The sequence below is a fragment of the Ralstonia sp. SET104 genome, from assembly GCF_003851545.1.
GTDB lineage: Bacteria > Pseudomonadota > Gammaproteobacteria > Burkholderiales > Burkholderiaceae > Ralstonia.
This window is the reverse complement of record NZ_BHVX01000003.1, coordinates 312,798-326,645: the sequence shown is the minus strand read 5'-3', so window position 1 is coordinate 326,645 and position 13,848 is coordinate 312,798. Positions and strand designations below refer to the sequence as shown.

The 13,848-nt window shown below is 61.6% G+C and carries 16 protein-coding genes; 12 read left to right on the top strand and 4 right to left on the bottom strand.

The window, feature by feature from the left end:
- Positions 1-28: 28 nt before the first annotated feature.
- The gene (locus PSUB009319_RS23175; RefSeq protein WP_012434987.1) at positions 29-259 is read right to left on the bottom strand and encodes a hypothetical protein; all 231 of its coding nucleotides are present in this window, start codon (positions 257-259) and stop codon (positions 29-31) included.
- 339 nt (positions 260-598) lie between these two features.
- On the opposite strand from PSUB009319_RS23175, the gene PSUB009319_RS06095 reads away from it, so the two are divergent.
- The 5 genes from PSUB009319_RS06095 to PSUB009319_RS23165 all read left to right on the top strand — a co-directional run bounded on the left by PSUB009319_RS06095 (position 599) and on the right by PSUB009319_RS23165 (position 2,514).
- Positions 599-811, top strand: coding sequence for a cold-shock protein (locus PSUB009319_RS06095; protein WP_260392894.1), 213 nt, complete (start codon positions 599-601; stop codon positions 809-811).
- 191 nt (positions 812-1,002) lie between these two features.
- Complete coding sequence (locus tag PSUB009319_RS06090) at positions 1,003-1,329, top strand: hypothetical protein (protein ID WP_124381337.1); 327 nt, start codon at positions 1,003-1,005, stop codon at positions 1,327-1,329.
- 90 nt (positions 1,330-1,419) lie between these two features.
- Positions 1,420-1,704, top strand: a complete 285-nt coding sequence (locus tag PSUB009319_RS23170; RefSeq protein WP_124381336.1) for a hypothetical protein — start codon at positions 1,420-1,422, stop codon at positions 1,702-1,704.
- Positions 1,705-1,789: 85 nt separating this feature from the next.
- Positions 1,790-2,134: a hypothetical protein gene (locus PSUB009319_RS06080; protein WP_124381399.1), complete on the top strand. Its 345-nt coding sequence runs from the start codon at positions 1,790-1,792 to the stop codon at positions 2,132-2,134.
- Positions 2,135-2,229: 95 nt separating this feature from the next.
- Positions 2,230-2,514, top strand: coding sequence for a hypothetical protein (locus PSUB009319_RS23165; RefSeq protein ID WP_124381335.1), 285 nt, complete (start codon positions 2,230-2,232; stop codon positions 2,512-2,514).
- A 256-nt stretch (positions 2,515-2,770) separates the two neighbouring features.
- Here PSUB009319_RS23165 and PSUB009319_RS06070 read toward each other — a convergent pair whose 3' ends face one another.
- Positions 2,771-3,562: a DNA-binding transcriptional regulator gene (locus PSUB009319_RS06070; protein ID WP_124381334.1), complete on the bottom strand. Its 792-nt coding sequence runs from the start codon at positions 3,560-3,562 to the stop codon at positions 2,771-2,773.
- Positions 3,563-3,898: 336 nt separating this feature from the next.
- Here PSUB009319_RS06070 and PSUB009319_RS06065 point away from each other — a divergent pair, with 336 nt between their 5' ends.
- From PSUB009319_RS06065 to PSUB009319_RS06035, 7 genes are all read left to right on the top strand, one after another.
- Positions 3,899-5,755 carry a bifunctional 3-(3-hydroxy-phenyl)propionate/3-hydroxycinnamic acid hydroxylase gene (locus PSUB009319_RS06065; RefSeq protein WP_124381333.1) on the top strand — a complete coding sequence of 619 codons (1,857 nt, stop codon included), beginning with the start codon at positions 3,899-3,901 and terminating at the stop codon, positions 5,753-5,755.
- Positions 5,756-5,757: 2 nt separating this feature from the next.
- Positions 5,758-6,717 carry a 3-carboxyethylcatechol 2,3-dioxygenase gene (locus tag PSUB009319_RS06060; protein WP_124381398.1) on the top strand — a complete coding sequence of 320 codons (960 nt, stop codon included), beginning with the start codon at positions 5,758-5,760 and terminating at the stop codon, positions 6,715-6,717.
- A 19-nt stretch (positions 6,718-6,736) separates the two neighbouring features.
- Positions 6,737-7,525, top strand: coding sequence for a 2-keto-4-pentenoate hydratase (gene mhpD, locus PSUB009319_RS06055; protein WP_124381332.1), 789 nt, complete (start codon positions 6,737-6,739; stop codon positions 7,523-7,525).
- A 13-nt stretch (positions 7,526-7,538) separates the two neighbouring features.
- Entirely contained in the window at positions 7,539-8,495 is a 957-nt protein-coding gene (locus PSUB009319_RS06050) for an acetaldehyde dehydrogenase (acetylating) (RefSeq protein WP_124381397.1), read from the top strand.
- Positions 8,492-9,523, top strand: coding sequence for a 4-hydroxy-2-oxovalerate aldolase (gene dmpG / locus PSUB009319_RS06045; protein WP_124381331.1), 1,032 nt, complete (start codon positions 8,492-8,494; stop codon positions 9,521-9,523). The genes PSUB009319_RS06050 and dmpG overlap by 4 nt, the downstream gene beginning before the upstream one ends.
- A gap of 47 nt (positions 9,524-9,570) precedes the next feature.
- Positions 9,571-10,842, top strand: coding sequence for a 3-(3-hydroxy-phenyl)propionate transporter MhpT (gene mhpT, locus PSUB009319_RS06040; RefSeq protein WP_124381330.1), 1,272 nt, complete (start codon positions 9,571-9,573; stop codon positions 10,840-10,842).
- Positions 10,843-10,917: 75 nt separating this feature from the next.
- Positions 10,918-11,787, top strand: coding sequence for an alpha/beta fold hydrolase (locus PSUB009319_RS06035; RefSeq protein WP_124381329.1), 870 nt, complete (start codon positions 10,918-10,920; stop codon positions 11,785-11,787).
- A 100-nt stretch (positions 11,788-11,887) separates the two neighbouring features.
- On the opposite strand, the gene PSUB009319_RS06030 is transcribed toward PSUB009319_RS06035, so the two are convergent.
- Positions 11,888-12,541: a trimeric intracellular cation channel family protein gene (locus PSUB009319_RS06030; RefSeq protein WP_124381328.1), complete on the bottom strand. Its 654-nt coding sequence runs from the start codon at positions 12,539-12,541 to the stop codon at positions 11,888-11,890.
- Positions 12,514-13,779 (bottom strand): M20 family metallopeptidase, encoded by a 1,266-nt coding sequence (locus tag PSUB009319_RS06025; protein WP_124381396.1) that lies wholly within the window; start codon positions 13,777-13,779, stop codon positions 12,514-12,516. The genes PSUB009319_RS06030 and PSUB009319_RS06025 overlap by 28 nt, the downstream gene beginning before the upstream one ends.
- Positions 13,780-13,848 lie beyond the last annotated feature (69 nt).

Here is a 13,848-nt window from a genome sequence, read left to right as displayed (position 1 = left end):
AAAAGCCGCCCAAGGCGGCTTACGTGATTCAGTTCTTGTGACGGTGCGTCAGACGTGCGATGGCTGCTCTTCCGGCAAGCCGCGCCGCATTCCTCGCGAGCGCTTCGGTGCCGTGTACGTTGTGGCGCATCGAGACGTTGGCGAGGAGGCGTTCCGTGCCATCCCTGTACTCGTTGATGAGATAGGTGGCAAACCAGACGCCAGGTTCTTGTTCAATTGGGTACACGGATACCGTGTACGGGGAGTCGACTTTGTTCAATACAGTGCTAGGTTCGGGCGAGCGCTGATGCAGGCGTGGAGCACGTGGGCAATCCACTTCCGGTTGATGAGCTACGCCACGATGGGTAAGGCCAACGCTTTGGAGCATGCGTACAAATGCATGGCGAGAGCGATTGGCAACGAGGTGACCGTACTTGCGTAGGCCGGCACGCCAGTACATGCGCGCTGCATACGGAGCGGATAGACCGCCGGTCAGGTAGGTGATGGGCCGTATGGCCCAAGGTGATTCGGGTGTACGCCCGACGGGTGGCCAGCGCTTTGTATGTCTTCTTGCCAGGCACCCAGCCCGATCGGTTCGAACGACGGGCAAAGATGGCGCATAGTAACAGTTTCTTGCAACCCCTGCGCTACATGCCGCTTCAACGACTCCAAGGGCTTTGGCTCCATTGCGCCTGATGCAGGCAGCAACGATCTGTTTGCGCATTTCTCTGAGGTTCGGAGCAATGGGTTCAAATCGCTCCAAGAGGAACAGAAAATCGGCTTTGTCTCCGGCGTAGGCCCAAAGGCCCGGTGGCGACCAAGATTGAACTGATCTGATCGATCAAGCTGCAAGGAAGAACCCCGCGTCGTGGTTTTTTTTTCGTCGCTCACACCTCTCGTGCTCCCGCCCGCCCCCCCAGCCATGCATATATGGGAGTAGAGTGGGGCACCATCCTCTCGTTCCGCACACGGTCGCTTGCCCGTTGATGCTCCGACTCGCGATGTAAGTCATGGAGATCCGTGATGCTCGACCTTGTCGCGTTTACCAAACCGGTGCTGGACGAAATAACCGGGCAAGATGTGCAGACTTGGCGCTCGGGACCGAGTGTGCTCGGAGCAAACTGGCAAGTGCCTGAGTTCGACAGTCGTATCTGGCGTGAGAGAACGCTGACGATCGCATTTACGCACGAACTCATGAATCAATTGATGCACGCAGATCGGCAAGATCTCTGCCTGTTGCAGTGCATGCTTGACCGCTTTCTGCGGGCGCAGTTGGGCATGCATACCCAAGCAGACCGTGGGGATCGGATGCTCGAGATCACCGTCGATCATCTAGGGGCGGACTCATAACCGCCGCGGCTAGTCAGCGGATTGCCGTTAGCAGTCAATGTCGATGTCTAGCCGGGCATCGATCACGCACACCATCGGTTGGAGCCAGTCATGAATGCAAGCCCGTCAGCCACGTATAAGGGTTTCGACCTGTATCCATTGGTGTACAGGACTGAGACGGCCCAGTCATGGCCACGCAAGCGTCCCGATCGCACGTTCAACGCATCGGTAGTGATCTGCCGCACAGGACATCAACCTGGCGCCGAGCACTCGCGCGTTTTTCGAATGGCTCCGACTGCGTGGGAGAACGTCGGTACCGCCAGACGGGGCGTGCTGAAGTTCGGAGAGGACGTCATCAATGGTTTGGTAGCCGGCGAATCGGTAGCGTCGCTGTAACGCGCGCGACGTGTTTCTGTAGCGCCGGCCTTTTTGATATTGCGTTGGCGAGGCATGTTGCTCGCAGGACCAGCCAGGAAGCATGATGACTCATGCGTCAGACAAGACGAGCTTTCTTTGCACTCTCCCCGGAGCTGCAAAGAGCATGGCGTATTCCATCACGGTCGGCTTTATCCGCGATGGGCAGCCGAACTGCGTGCAGTTCACCAGTTTCGTGGGTGAAGGGAGACGGTCCTTCAGGGTGTTGGCAAGTGCGCCCGATCTGGCATCCGCAGCCATGGGCAGCGTCGAGACGTTGTGTCGCTTGGCCATTGGGCAGGTGATTCGCGACAGCCTTCACGCGAAAACTGCACAGGGCGACCATACCCTCGATATGCGCGTGCAGCCTTGGCAAGGAGATCTCAAACCGGCGGGATCACGTGGCGTATAAAGGCCGCTTTGTCCGCACTTTCTTGTTCGAGGATAGTGCGACGAAGCAAGCGTAAAGAGCGTACAGTGGGGCCACCCCTTTCAAAGGAGACTGCCGTGGACGCCTATCCGACTTGCCGCTACAAGGGGTTCGATGTTTACCCCCTGATCTACCTCTTTGACCCGCCTCGTGAATGGCATGAACGGCGTCCTGATCGGTCTTACAGCGCTTCTGTGTTGATCTGCGACGAGGGGACACCTCCTGGCACTGAACATTCTCGTATTTTCGCGTTGCAGACCGACCATTGGGAAAGCATTGGCATGGCCAGGCGGGGCGCTACAAGGATGGCTGAGGCCATCATTGACGGATTTTCCCCGGGACAGACAATGGCCTCCCAGTAGTTGTTTTGCCGATCTGCTGCACCGCGTAGATCGCCAGCGGTTGACCTGCAACCATAGTGCCGGCACGAGCAAATGAGGCACCACCCCACCGACAAGCAACATGCTGCGCCAGCCGATGTGCAAAATGAGGAATTGTCGCTGGGCCCGTGTGCTTTTTGGGGGGGGGTAAAAGGGTTGCTTGCCCATGGCCGCTTGGTCGTGGTCAGGCGTATGGAGGCGGGGCACGCAGACCGTCGGCGGTATAGGAGCAAGTTGCTCAATATGGCGCTTTCGCCAAGAGGCTGAGCATCTCCGCCGCGGCGCGCTGTAGCTCCGGCACGAATCGCCGCACTGCCTCAGCCTGGTTGATTGCCTGCTCCAGATAAACGACATTCAGGCTGGCGAGCACTCGGCCATCCAGTGTTATCGCTACAGCAACCGCGCCGATTTTTCGCTGGTCTGACCAATCGCCATGATTGGAGCCAAAGCCATCTCTACGCGTTTGGCGAACGAGGTTGCGGATATAGGTTTCGTCTAAAGCCAGCTTGCGTTGCTGTTCCCCGCCCGCTCCCGAGCGCAATAGCTCCAGAATGTCCTCGCGCTCAGCCTCGGGGCACATAGCAAAGTAGGCACGCCCAGAGGCAGTTAGCAGCATTGGTAGACGCCGGCCCACCATCGATCGATGAAACGACAGCGGGCTGAACCGATGCGTCGTCTCGCGAATGATCATGGCATCGCCGTCCGGCGTTGTCAGGTCGGAAGGCCACACCACGCGCTGCATCAACTGGCCCATGATCGGTGGCGCGACGGTCGCAATGCGCTCGTCATCGGTGAACCCCTCGCTGAGAGCGCGCACGTTGAGTGTGAGCCGGAAGGTGTCGTCGGAAACACTGCGACGCACGAAATTTTCCTCCACCAGTGTCTCCAGCAAACGCCGGACGGTGGTCCGATGCAGGCCCGTCGCCTCGCTCAATTGCTGGCTTGTTGCACGGCCGTTCTCCATGGCATTGAGTGCCCGCAACACCTGCAGGCCGCGCGCCAGGCCGCGCACGTTTGCGTATGTTCCCACGGAAAAATCCCCTAATAATCAACGATGTGCATTCTATGCACATTTCGGAGAAATTGTTGAGCGGGTGTGCGTCCGTGCCTAGACTCCTCTCAAAACCAGACATACAACGGAGACGCCCCCCATGATTTGTCGAGCCCACTATCAGCCTCTTCCCGGGCTGATCCGCGCCCAGACAACCAGCAGTGCAACCCTCGCTTTGCCGAGCACATCGTCAGACCACAACAGCGCCTGACCGACGAGCGGCCGCCTCGGGCCGTTCTTTAATCAATTGATTGCAGCACAGCGCCGACACGCGTCTGGCGTAGGGGCGCGTTCGCCTTGCGAATAGGAGACTCAATGAATAAGTTCGCCACGAAGACGGCACCGGATAGCCGTTCCACCGTCTTATCAACCGAGGTTGTCATCGTCGGTGCCGGCCCGGTGGGACTGATGATCGCCAACATCCTTGGTCTACAGGGTGTGCGCGTCACGCTGGTCGAAAAGCTCGACCACCTGATCGACTACCCGCGTGCCATTGGGCTGGATGACGAAGCCTTCCGGGTGTTCCAGGCCGTTGGGCTGGCCAGCGATCTGCTGCCGCACACGACGCCCGACCACTGGATGCGCTTCGTCACACGCGACGGCCATTGCTTCGCGTCCATTGAGCCGCGCACCGACGAGTTTGGCTGGTCGCGCCGTAATGCCTTTATCCAGCCGCTGGCCGATCGCGTGCTGTTCGAGGGGTTGAAGCGCTTCGAGCATGTGCAGGTCTTGTTCGGTCATGGGGTCGAAGGCCTACGGCAGGATGCCGATGGCGTGACCATCGAGACGCGTACAGCCGACGGGGAACTGCACACCATCCGTGCTGCATACGTGGTCGGCGCTGATGGCGGGAACAGTCTCGTGCGCCGTACGCTGGAGGTACCGTTTGAGGGGCGCACGAAACCGAACCAATGGATTGTCGTGGACGTACGCAACGATCCGCTCGGGTGCCCCCACGTCTACCTGCATTGCGATCACGAACGGCCTTATGTGTCGGCGGCGCTTCCGCATGGTATCCGCCGCTTCGAGTTCATGGTCATGCCTGGCGAAACCGAGGAGGAGCTGTCCAAGCCTGAGAACATGGCAGCCCTGATCCGCAAGGTCGTCGCCCATCCGGACAAGGTCGACTACATTCGCAAACGCGTCTACACCCACAACGCACGGCTGGCGTCGACGTTCCGGGTCAACCGCGTCCTGCTTGCGGGTGATGCGGCACACATCATGCCGGTCTGGCAGGGCCAGGGTTACAACAGCGGCATCCGAGATGCCAACAATCTCGGTTGGAAGCTCGCAATGGTCGTGAAGGCCCAGGCAGACCAGTGCCTGCTCGATACCTACACCTCCGAGCGCCGGGCCCACGCCCGCTCGATGATCCATCTTTCCGAAGTGGCGGGTGACATCTTTGCTCCCACCACACGGTTTGGCGTTCGGTTCCGAGACGCCTTTGTGCGCACGTTCAACATCCTGCCGTCGGTCAAGCGCTACTTTGTTGAAATGCGTTTCAAACCGATGCCCCGCTACGAAGAGGGTGTCGTTCTGCTGCCACCGCCCGCCCGGACCGGCGGCTGGCTCGCCCGCGTGTTGGATCGTGCCGGCAACTCTGCTCCGGGGCGGCTGCTCGGGTTGATGAGCGAGAAGCGCGATTCATTCCTCGGGCGCCTGGCTTATGGGCGTGACCCGCACGCTGGGTCACCTGTCGGCCGCCTGTTCATTCAGCCGCGGGTACGCACCGACGACGGGCGGCTCGCGCTGCTAGACGATGTGATCGGCAATGGCTTTGCCATCATCGGCTGGGGTACAGACCCGACCTTCGGGCTCACGCAGCAAGCGCGTGCCCTGTGCGCAAAAGCCGGCATGCGCTTTGTCATCGCGAAACCGGATGTGCAACTGGAGCACACCGACGACGTGCCGCAAGGCGTGATTGCCATCGGTGATGTGACCGGCCGGCTGAAGGACTGGTTCAGCCACCAGCCGGCATCGGTCGTCTTGCTGCGTCCGGACCGCTTTGTCGCTGGTGTGTGCGGTCCGCAGGAAGTCTCCAATGCCATCGTCGCACTGGCCGAAAAGCTTGGCATGACCGATGTGCTGGCCCAAACCTGCGCGACACCGCCATCGCGATCACCGCGCCCGCAGCCCGAACCCATCACCGCCACACAAGCAGTGGGAGCATGACGATGACGATGACCCTGGAATGTCTCTCGCATACGCCGTTGCACGGCTACTTCGACCCCGCTCCTGACATCGTCGCCGAGGTCGAGCGCGTGCAGGCTGCCGCGCGGGAGCGTGTGCGGGCGTTCGCCCCCGAATTGATCGTCATCTTCGCGCCGGATCACTTCAACGGCTTCTTTTATGACGTGATGCCGCCCTTTTGCATCGGGGCAGCGGCCACCGCGATTGGCGACTTCAAAAGCCTGGCCGGCACACTGCCGGTGCCAAGCGACCTGGCAAGAGCGCTGGCCGAGCACGTGCTCGCGGCAGACGTCGACGTCGCTTTTTCGTACCGCATGCAGGTCGACCACGGTTGCGCAGATGCTCTCGAGGCGCTGACCGGCGGCATCGATCGCTACCCCGTCATTCCCGTCTTCATCAACTCCGTCGCGCCCCCGATGGCGACGCTGCGCCGTGCCCGCCTGCTTGGCGATGCCGTCGGACGCTTTCTTTCCCGCACGGGCAAGCGTGTGCTGATCGTTGGGTCGGGCGGCATTTCGCACGAGCCGCCGGTGCCTGAACTGATGGGTGCAAGCGCCGAGGTCGCCGAACGGCTGATCGCCGGACGCAATCAGTCTGCGGAATCCCGCGCGGCGCGCCAGGCTCGCACGGTGGCGGCCGCGCAGGCGTTTGCGGCTGGTGACAGTCGTATGCATCCGCTCAACCCCGAGTGGGACCGCGCCTTCCTCGCGTGTCTCGCCTCGGGCGAGTTGGCCGCCGTGGACGGCATGACCAACGACGCCATTACGCGCGAGGGCGGCAAGTCGGCGCACGAGATCCGCACATGGGTTGCGGCGTTTGCGGCCCTTGCGGCTTCCGGCCCGTACAGCGCTTCGCTCGATTACTACCGCGCCATCCCTGAATGGATTGCGGGCTTCGCCACCATGCATGCGGACCCGGCCAGCACACTGGCTGCCGCAGCCTGACCTGATCAAGGAGAACCCGATGTCCGATCACAAGATCGTGAGCACACTCGCCGCGCGCCTGCGCGCAGCGCAAGCCTCGCGCACCACCATCGCGCCAGTGCGCGGCGACATTGCCATCGATGACATGGCAACCGCTTATGCCGTGCAACAGGCAAACATTGACGCACGCGTGGCGAACGGCGAGCGCATTGTTGGCCGCAAGATCGGCCTGACATCGCCGGTCGTGCAGAAGCAACTCGGCGTGGATCAGCCGGACTTCGGCGCACTGTTCGCGAGCATGGCTTATGGCGACCAACAGCCCATGCCGCTGGCGCGCCTGATTCAGCCGAAAGTGGAAGCTGAGATTGCGCTCGTGCTGCAGCATGACCTGACACGCGAGCAACACACGTTCGTCGACATCCTCGGCGCAACAGCGTACGCGCTGGCCGCTATCGAAGTGGTTGACAGTCGCATTCAAGACTGGGACATCCGCTTTGTCGACACAGTGGCAGACAACGCATCGAGCGCGCTGTTCGTACTCGGCAGCCGCCCTGTGCCGCTGTCCGATATCGACCTGAGCGCATGCGGCATGACGCTCTCGCGCGACGGCGAAGTGCTCTCGCGCGGCAACGGAAGTGCCTGCCTGGGTAACCCGCTGAACGCGGCAGTCTGGCTGGCAAACCGCCTGGTGCAGCTTGGCACACCGCTGCGCGCGGGCGATGTCGTATTGACCGGGGCGCTGGGCCCCATGGTCGCCGTCACCCAACCCGGTACGTTCACCGCCCACATTGAAGGGCTTGGCAGCGTACGCGCGACGTTCATCGACTGAGAAGAGCAATCCTATGGATTCCAAAAGACTAAAAGCCGCAATCATCGGTTCCGGCAACATCGGCACCGATCTCATGATCAAGATCCTGCGCAACAGCCGGCATCTGGAGATCGCCGCGATGGTCGGCATCGACCCGGCCTCTGACGGGCTGGCCCGGGCTGCTCGTCTGGGCGTTGCGACCACCCACGAGGGCGCCGAAGGTTTGACGCGCCTGCCCGTATTCAAGGACATCGACTTCGTCTTCGATGCCACCTCGGCTGGTGCGCACGTCCAGAACGACGCGCTGCTGCGCAAGCTGAAGCCGCGCCTGCGCATGATTGACCTGACGCCCGCCGCCATTGGCCCGTATTGCGTGCCGGTGGTCAATCTCAGTGCGCATCTGGATGCGCCGAACGTCAACATGGTGACCTGTGGCGGACAGGCGACGATCCCCATGGTCGCGGCCATCTCGCGCGTCGCCCCGGTGCACTACGCAGAGATCGTCGCATCGATCAGCAGCAAGTCGGCCGGTCCGGGCACGCGCGCAAACATCGATGAGTTCACTGAAACCACCTCCAGGGCAATCGAAGCCGTCGGCGGCGCCGCAAAGGGAAAGGCCATCATCATTCTGAATCCGGCCGAGCCCCCCGTGATGATGCGCGACACGGTCTACACGCTCTCGGCGCCTGCCGATCAAGACGCCATTGCAGCATCCATCGACGAGATGGTGCGCGCGGTCAACGCGTACGTGCCCGGCTACCGCCTCAAGCAGACGGTGCAGTTCGACGAGATACCGACGACTGCGCCGTTGAATGTACCCGGACTGGGCCGGCTTAGCGGCCTGAAGACGTCGGTCTTCATCGAGGTGGAAGGCGCTGCGCATTACCTGCCGGCCTACGCCGGCAATCTCGACATCATGACTTCGGCCGCGCTGGCCACCGCTGAGCAAATGGCGCAATCACTCTTGAACATCGAAGGAGCGCTTGCATGAGTACCCCGAACAAAAAGCTCTATATCTCCGACGTGACGCTGCGCGATGGCAGTCACGCAATCCGCCATCAGTACTCCATCCAGAACGTGCAGGACATTGCGCGCGCTCTGGATCTGGCAAAGGTGGACAGCATCGAAGTCGCGCATGGCGACGGCCTGCAGGGGTCGAGTTTCAATTACGGCTTCGGCGCGCACAGCGATCTCGAATGGATCGCCGCCGTATCCGAAGTGATCCGGCACGCGAAGATTGCGACACTGCTGCTGCCAGGCATCGGTACCACGCACGACCTGAAGGCAGCGTACGACGCCGGTGCTCGCGTGGTCCGCGTTGCCACGCACTGCACCGAGGCCGACATCTCGAGGCAGCACATCGAGTACGCGCGCAACCTTGGCATGGACACCGTCGGCTTTCTGATGATGAGCCACATGACCACGCCCGAGAATCTGGCCGCTGAAGCGAAGAAGATGGAGACCTATGGCGCGACCTGCATCTACGTGGTCGATTCCGGAGGCGCGTTGAGCATGAACGACGTGCGGGCACGCTTTCGTGCACTCAAGGACGTGTTGAGCGCCGACACGCAAACCGGCATCCACGCGCACCACAACCTCTCGCTCGGGGTGGCCAACTCGATTGTCGCCGTTGAAGAAGGCTGTGACCGTATCGATGCGTCGCTTGCGGGCATGGGTGCCGGCGCTGGCAATGCGCCGCTCGAGGTCTTTATCGCCGCAGCGGAGCGCCTTGGCTGGAATCACGGAACCGACCTTTACACCCTAATGGATGCCGCCGACGACATTGTGCGGCCACTGCAAGACCGTCCGGTGCGCGTCGATCGAGAAACGCTCGCGCTGGGCTACGCCGGCGTCTACTCCAGCTTTCTGCGGCATTCGGAAGTCGCGGCGAAGAAGTACGGCTTGAAGACCGTCGACATCCTGGTGGAACTCGGCAAGCGGCGCATGGTGGGCGGCCAGGAGGACATGATCGTTGACGTTGCACTCGATCTGATGAAACGCGCACACGAAGCGCAGTAATAACGCCGCCGGTCAGAGCGGCATCGTAAATAAACAGGAGACAAACCATGAACGTGCACCGATCAAGCAGCGCCAGCGGAACTGCCGCGGCAAGCGGCAGCATCACCATCGGCCTGTGCCTGGCTATCGCCTTGCTAGAGGGGCTGGATCTACAGTCCGCAGGGGTTGCCGCCCCGCGCATCGCCAAGGAATTCTCGCTTTCTGTGGCGCAAATGGGCTGGGCCTTCAGCGCTGGCGCCATTGGACTGCTGCCCGGGGCCGCACTGGGAGGCAGGATTGCCGATCGCTTGGGGCGCAAGCGGGTGCTGATGCTTTCGGTGGCCTTGTTTGGCGTGTTCTCGCTCGCAACGACGCTGATATGGGATTTTCAGAGCTTGCTTGTCACGCGTTTTCTCACTGGTCTGGGGCTTGGCGCCGCGATGCCGAACCTGATCGCCCTGTGCTCGGAAGCTGCCACGCCTCGGCAGCGCAATACGGCGGTCGGCGCGATGTATTGCGGCATGCCGTTCGGAGCCGCCCTGGCTGCCGCCATTGGCATTGGCAGCCCAGCCGATGACGGTTGGCGGCACATTTTCTATGTGGGCGGGTTGGGGCCGTTGCTGATGCTGCCATTGCTTGCGCTGTACCTGCGCGAATCGGCGCAGTTCGTTGAAACGCAATTGCTGGCTGCTACCAGCGCCGGCCACGCTCCTGGCATCGGTGAGGCCCTATATCGCAACGGCCGTGCACGCACGACGCTTGCGCTTTGGATCAGCTATCTGGGCACTTTGATCGTGCTCTATTTCCTCATGAACTGGTTGCCGTCGATGGTGCTATCAAATGGCCTAACGCGCGCCCAAGCCGGCATCGCAATGATGGTGTTCAACATCGGCGCAGGTGTGGGTGCAATTGGCATCGCGAACGTCATGGATCGCTTCGGCCGCCGCCTCACAGTGGTCGCCATGTATGCAGGCATTGCCGTGGCGCTTGGCGCTCTGGCAAGCGCCAGCGATAGCCTTTCGATGCTGTGGGGTGCGTTCTTCTGCGGCTTGTTCCTGGTGGGTGGCCAATCCGTGCTGTATTCGCTGGCCGGTCAAGTCTATCCAACCGAAGTCCGCGGGACCGGCGTCGGCGCAGCGGTTGCCGTCGGCCGACTGGGCTCCATCCTTGGCCCGCTCATTGCCGGGCAACTCTTCGCGCTCGGGCAGAGCCCGTCAATGCTGGTCGGGGCGAGCATCCCGCTGATCATCATCGCCGCCATTGCTGCCTTGACCGTGGTGAGTTCGTTTTCTGCGCAGTTGGAATCACCGGCGGCGCTGCCTAGAGGGCGAGGCGTCTGACCGGTGCCGGCACTGACGGCCGCGCCACACATTTCTGATTTCCCATTCACATTCGGCTCCAGAAGGAACGTCATCATGGATACAACCGAACAAGGCCTCACCGAAGCCTCAACAAGCAAATTCGTCACCATCAAGGATGGCGATACCGAGTTCCGAATCCATTACAACGATGCTGGCACCGGCGCGGAAACCGTGGTCATGCTGCACGGCTCCGGCCCTGGCGCGAGCGGATGGGCCAACTTCAACCGCAACGTAGCCCCGCTCGTCGGCGCTGGCTATCGCGTGCTGTTGGTCGATTGTCCGGGCTGGAGCAAAAGCGATCCTGTAGTCAACACCGGCTCGCGCTCTGAACTGAACGGCCGTGTCCTCAAGGCCGTGGTTGACGCGCTCGACATCGAGCGGGTACACCTCATCGGCAACTCGATGGGCGGGCACAGCGCTGTGGCGTTTGCATTGGCAAATCCGACGCGCGTGGGCAAGCTTGTGCTGATGGGTGGGGGTACAGGTGGGCCAAGCCAGTTCGTTCCGATGCCTACCGAAGGCATCAAGCTGCTCAACGGTTTGTATCGCGATCCCACCATCGAGAACCTGAAGCGAATGATGAACGTGTTCGTCTACGACGCCAGCTCGCTGACCGACGAACTGATGCAAGCGCGACTGGACAACATGCTGGCACGCCGCGACCATCTCGAGAATTTCGTCAAGAGCCTCGAAGCCAATCCGAAGCAGTTCACTGACTACGGTGCACGCCTGGGTGAGATCGCAGCACCCGCGCTCGTGATCTGGGGCCGTGATGACCGTTTCGTGCCAATGGATGTCGGCCTGCGGCTCATCGCCGGCCTGCCAAACGCACAGATGCACATCTTCAACCGCTGCGGTCATTGGGCGCAGTGGGAGCACGCCGATGCGTTCAACCGGATGGTGATCGACTTCTTGAAGAACTAACGTTGTTGGTGACACAGACGCACTTCATCGACGCCCACTGGGCGTCGACTGTTTGCGCGCAGCAAGCTGCGTATGTACAGCCCGTCGCTGCTCAGCCCAATTACTGCGTGGCGTCGTTGCGCGGGATCACCGGGAGGCTCCAGGAGTAGTGCAGCGCGAGGGTGCGGATAGCAAAGCAGATCAAGGCGCCAAACCATGGCGTGAGCGTGAGTGTCCAGCCCATGCGCTGTCCAAGCACCTGGATGGCCGCCCCGACCAGCGCTGCCACGGCGTAGATTTCCTTCTCGAGGATGATCGGCACGCGGTTGAGCACCACGTCCCGCGCCACGCCGCCGCCGACGGCCGTCACCATGCCGAGAAGGATGGCCACCTCGATGTTGTGGCCAAACACCAACGCCTTGTGCGCCCCGACGACGGCAAAGAAGCCCAGCCCGAGCGAATCGAAAAAGATGATCGGCTGTTTGAGGTGGTCAATCATTGGGCGCGCCCAGATCGCAATCGCTGACGCGAGCGCTGAGGTGGCGAGGTAGCGCCAGTCCGAAATGCCCGCCGGCGGCAGTGCACCGATACACAGGTCTCGAATCACGCCGCCGCCGCACGCCGTCAGATAGCTGATCGCAAGAACGCCAAACAGGTCGAGTCGCTTCTGTTCGGCCGCGAGGGCACCACTGACCGCGAAGGCGAGGGTGCCCAGCAAGTCGACCAGGACAAAGAGGTTGTGCTCCATCATGTTGCCGCAGAAGTGCAAAGCCACGCAGAGGCCGCCGTGAGCATCGCATGCAGGCCGGTTTCCAGCGTTGGATGAATGACCGGTGCGAACTTGGGCGAATGGTTACTCGGTATCTTGTTGACCTGCCTGGCCGCTTTGGCTTGTGCATAGACTTGAGGGTCGGTTCCGCCGATGAACCAGAAGACGTAAGGCACGCTCCAGGCGCGCCCGAAGATGCTGAAGTCTTCACTGGCCGACGCAGGCTTCGTTTCGTAAGCCATGTCGCCGAACTGGGCCTTGAAAGCATCTGCCAGCCGCTGCGTGGCGGCCGCGTCGTTTTCGGTGAGTGGATACGCGCTGAGGGTCGTGAACTCCGGCGGCCGCTCGGCGTTCGATGCATCGCACTCCGCACAGCAAATCCGTTTGATGGAAGCCAGCATGTACTCGCGCACATCTTCGTCGAAGGTGCGCATGTTGAGCTTGATGGTGGCTTCGTCCGGGATGATGTTCTCCTTGGTGCCCGCCTGCAGTGCTCCAATGGTCAGCACGGCATTGTCCATCGGCGAAATTTCACGTGAGACGATAGTTTGCAGGCGCAACGTGGTGGAGGCGGCCATGATGACCGGATCAATCGACGTCTGCGGCTGAGAGCCATGCGAGCCGCGACCGAACAGCCGGATTTTCAGGCTATCGCCCGCTGACAGAATGACTCCGGGCCGGTAACTGACCGTGCCGCTGGACCCCACCATGACATGCTGGCCCAGGATGATGTCCGGCTTGGGAAAGTGTTCGGTGCGCCAGTCGGCCACCATGCTGGCGGCGCCGCGCCCGACCTCTTCGCCCGGTTGGAACACCACCATGACCGTACCCCGCCACGCGTCGCGGTGCTCTGCGAGAACGCGTGCAACACCCATCAGCCAGGTCACATGCATGTCATGTCCGCATGAATGGGCGACGTCGACTTCAACGCCGTCCTCATCCTTGGCCTTGACGGTGCTCGCGTAAGGCAAGCCGGTATTTTCTGCCATGGGCAGCGCGTCCATGTCCGCGCGTAGCATCACCGTAGGGCCAGCTCCATTGCGCAGCACGCCGACGACGCCCGTGATACCGACATCGCGGGTGACTTCATAGCCCAGCGCCTCGATATGGTCGGCGGCGATCTTGGCGGTCCGGACTTCCTGCATGGAAAGCTCGGGGTGCTGATGGAGGTCTTTGTAAATGGCTTCGAGTTCAGCCAGCAGCGTATCGCTGCAGCCCTGCAGCGCGTTGACGAGTGCGTTCATAAAAACTCCCAGGATGCCTTGTGCTTCGCATGCACATTCAGTTGCCGCCCTGAAAACTTCACGGGGACG

Coding starts and splice junctions, on each gene's coding strand:
- PSUB009319_RS06090 (WP_124381337.1), top strand. CDS start 1,003: ATGCTCGACCTTGTCGCGTTTACCAAACCGGTGCTGGACGAAATAACC.
- PSUB009319_RS23170 (WP_124381336.1), top strand. CDS start 1,420: ATGAATGCAAGCCCGTCAGCCACGTATAAGGGTTTCGACCTGTATCCA.
- PSUB009319_RS06080 (WP_124381399.1), top strand. CDS start 1,790: ATGACTCATGCGTCAGACAAGACGAGCTTTCTTTGCACTCTCCCCGGA.
- PSUB009319_RS06065 (WP_124381333.1), top strand. CDS start 3,899: ATGAATAAGTTCGCCACGAAGACGGCACCGGATAGCCGTTCCACCGTC.
- PSUB009319_RS06060 (WP_124381398.1), top strand. CDS start 5,758: ATGACGATGACCCTGGAATGTCTCTCGCATACGCCGTTGCACGGCTAC.
- mhpD (WP_124381332.1), top strand. CDS start 6,737: ATGTCCGATCACAAGATCGTGAGCACACTCGCCGCGCGCCTGCGCGCA.
- PSUB009319_RS06050 (WP_124381397.1), top strand. CDS start 7,539: ATGGATTCCAAAAGACTAAAAGCCGCAATCATCGGTTCCGGCAACATC.
- dmpG (WP_124381331.1), top strand. CDS start 8,492: ATGAGTACCCCGAACAAAAAGCTCTATATCTCCGACGTGACGCTGCGC.
- mhpT (WP_124381330.1), top strand. CDS start 9,571: ATGAACGTGCACCGATCAAGCAGCGCCAGCGGAACTGCCGCGGCAAGC.
- PSUB009319_RS06035 (WP_124381329.1), top strand. CDS start 10,918: ATGGATACAACCGAACAAGGCCTCACCGAAGCCTCAACAAGCAAATTC.
- PSUB009319_RS06025 (WP_124381396.1), bottom strand. CDS start 13,779: ATGAACGCACTCGTCAACGCGCTGCAGGGCTGCAGCGATACGCTGCTG.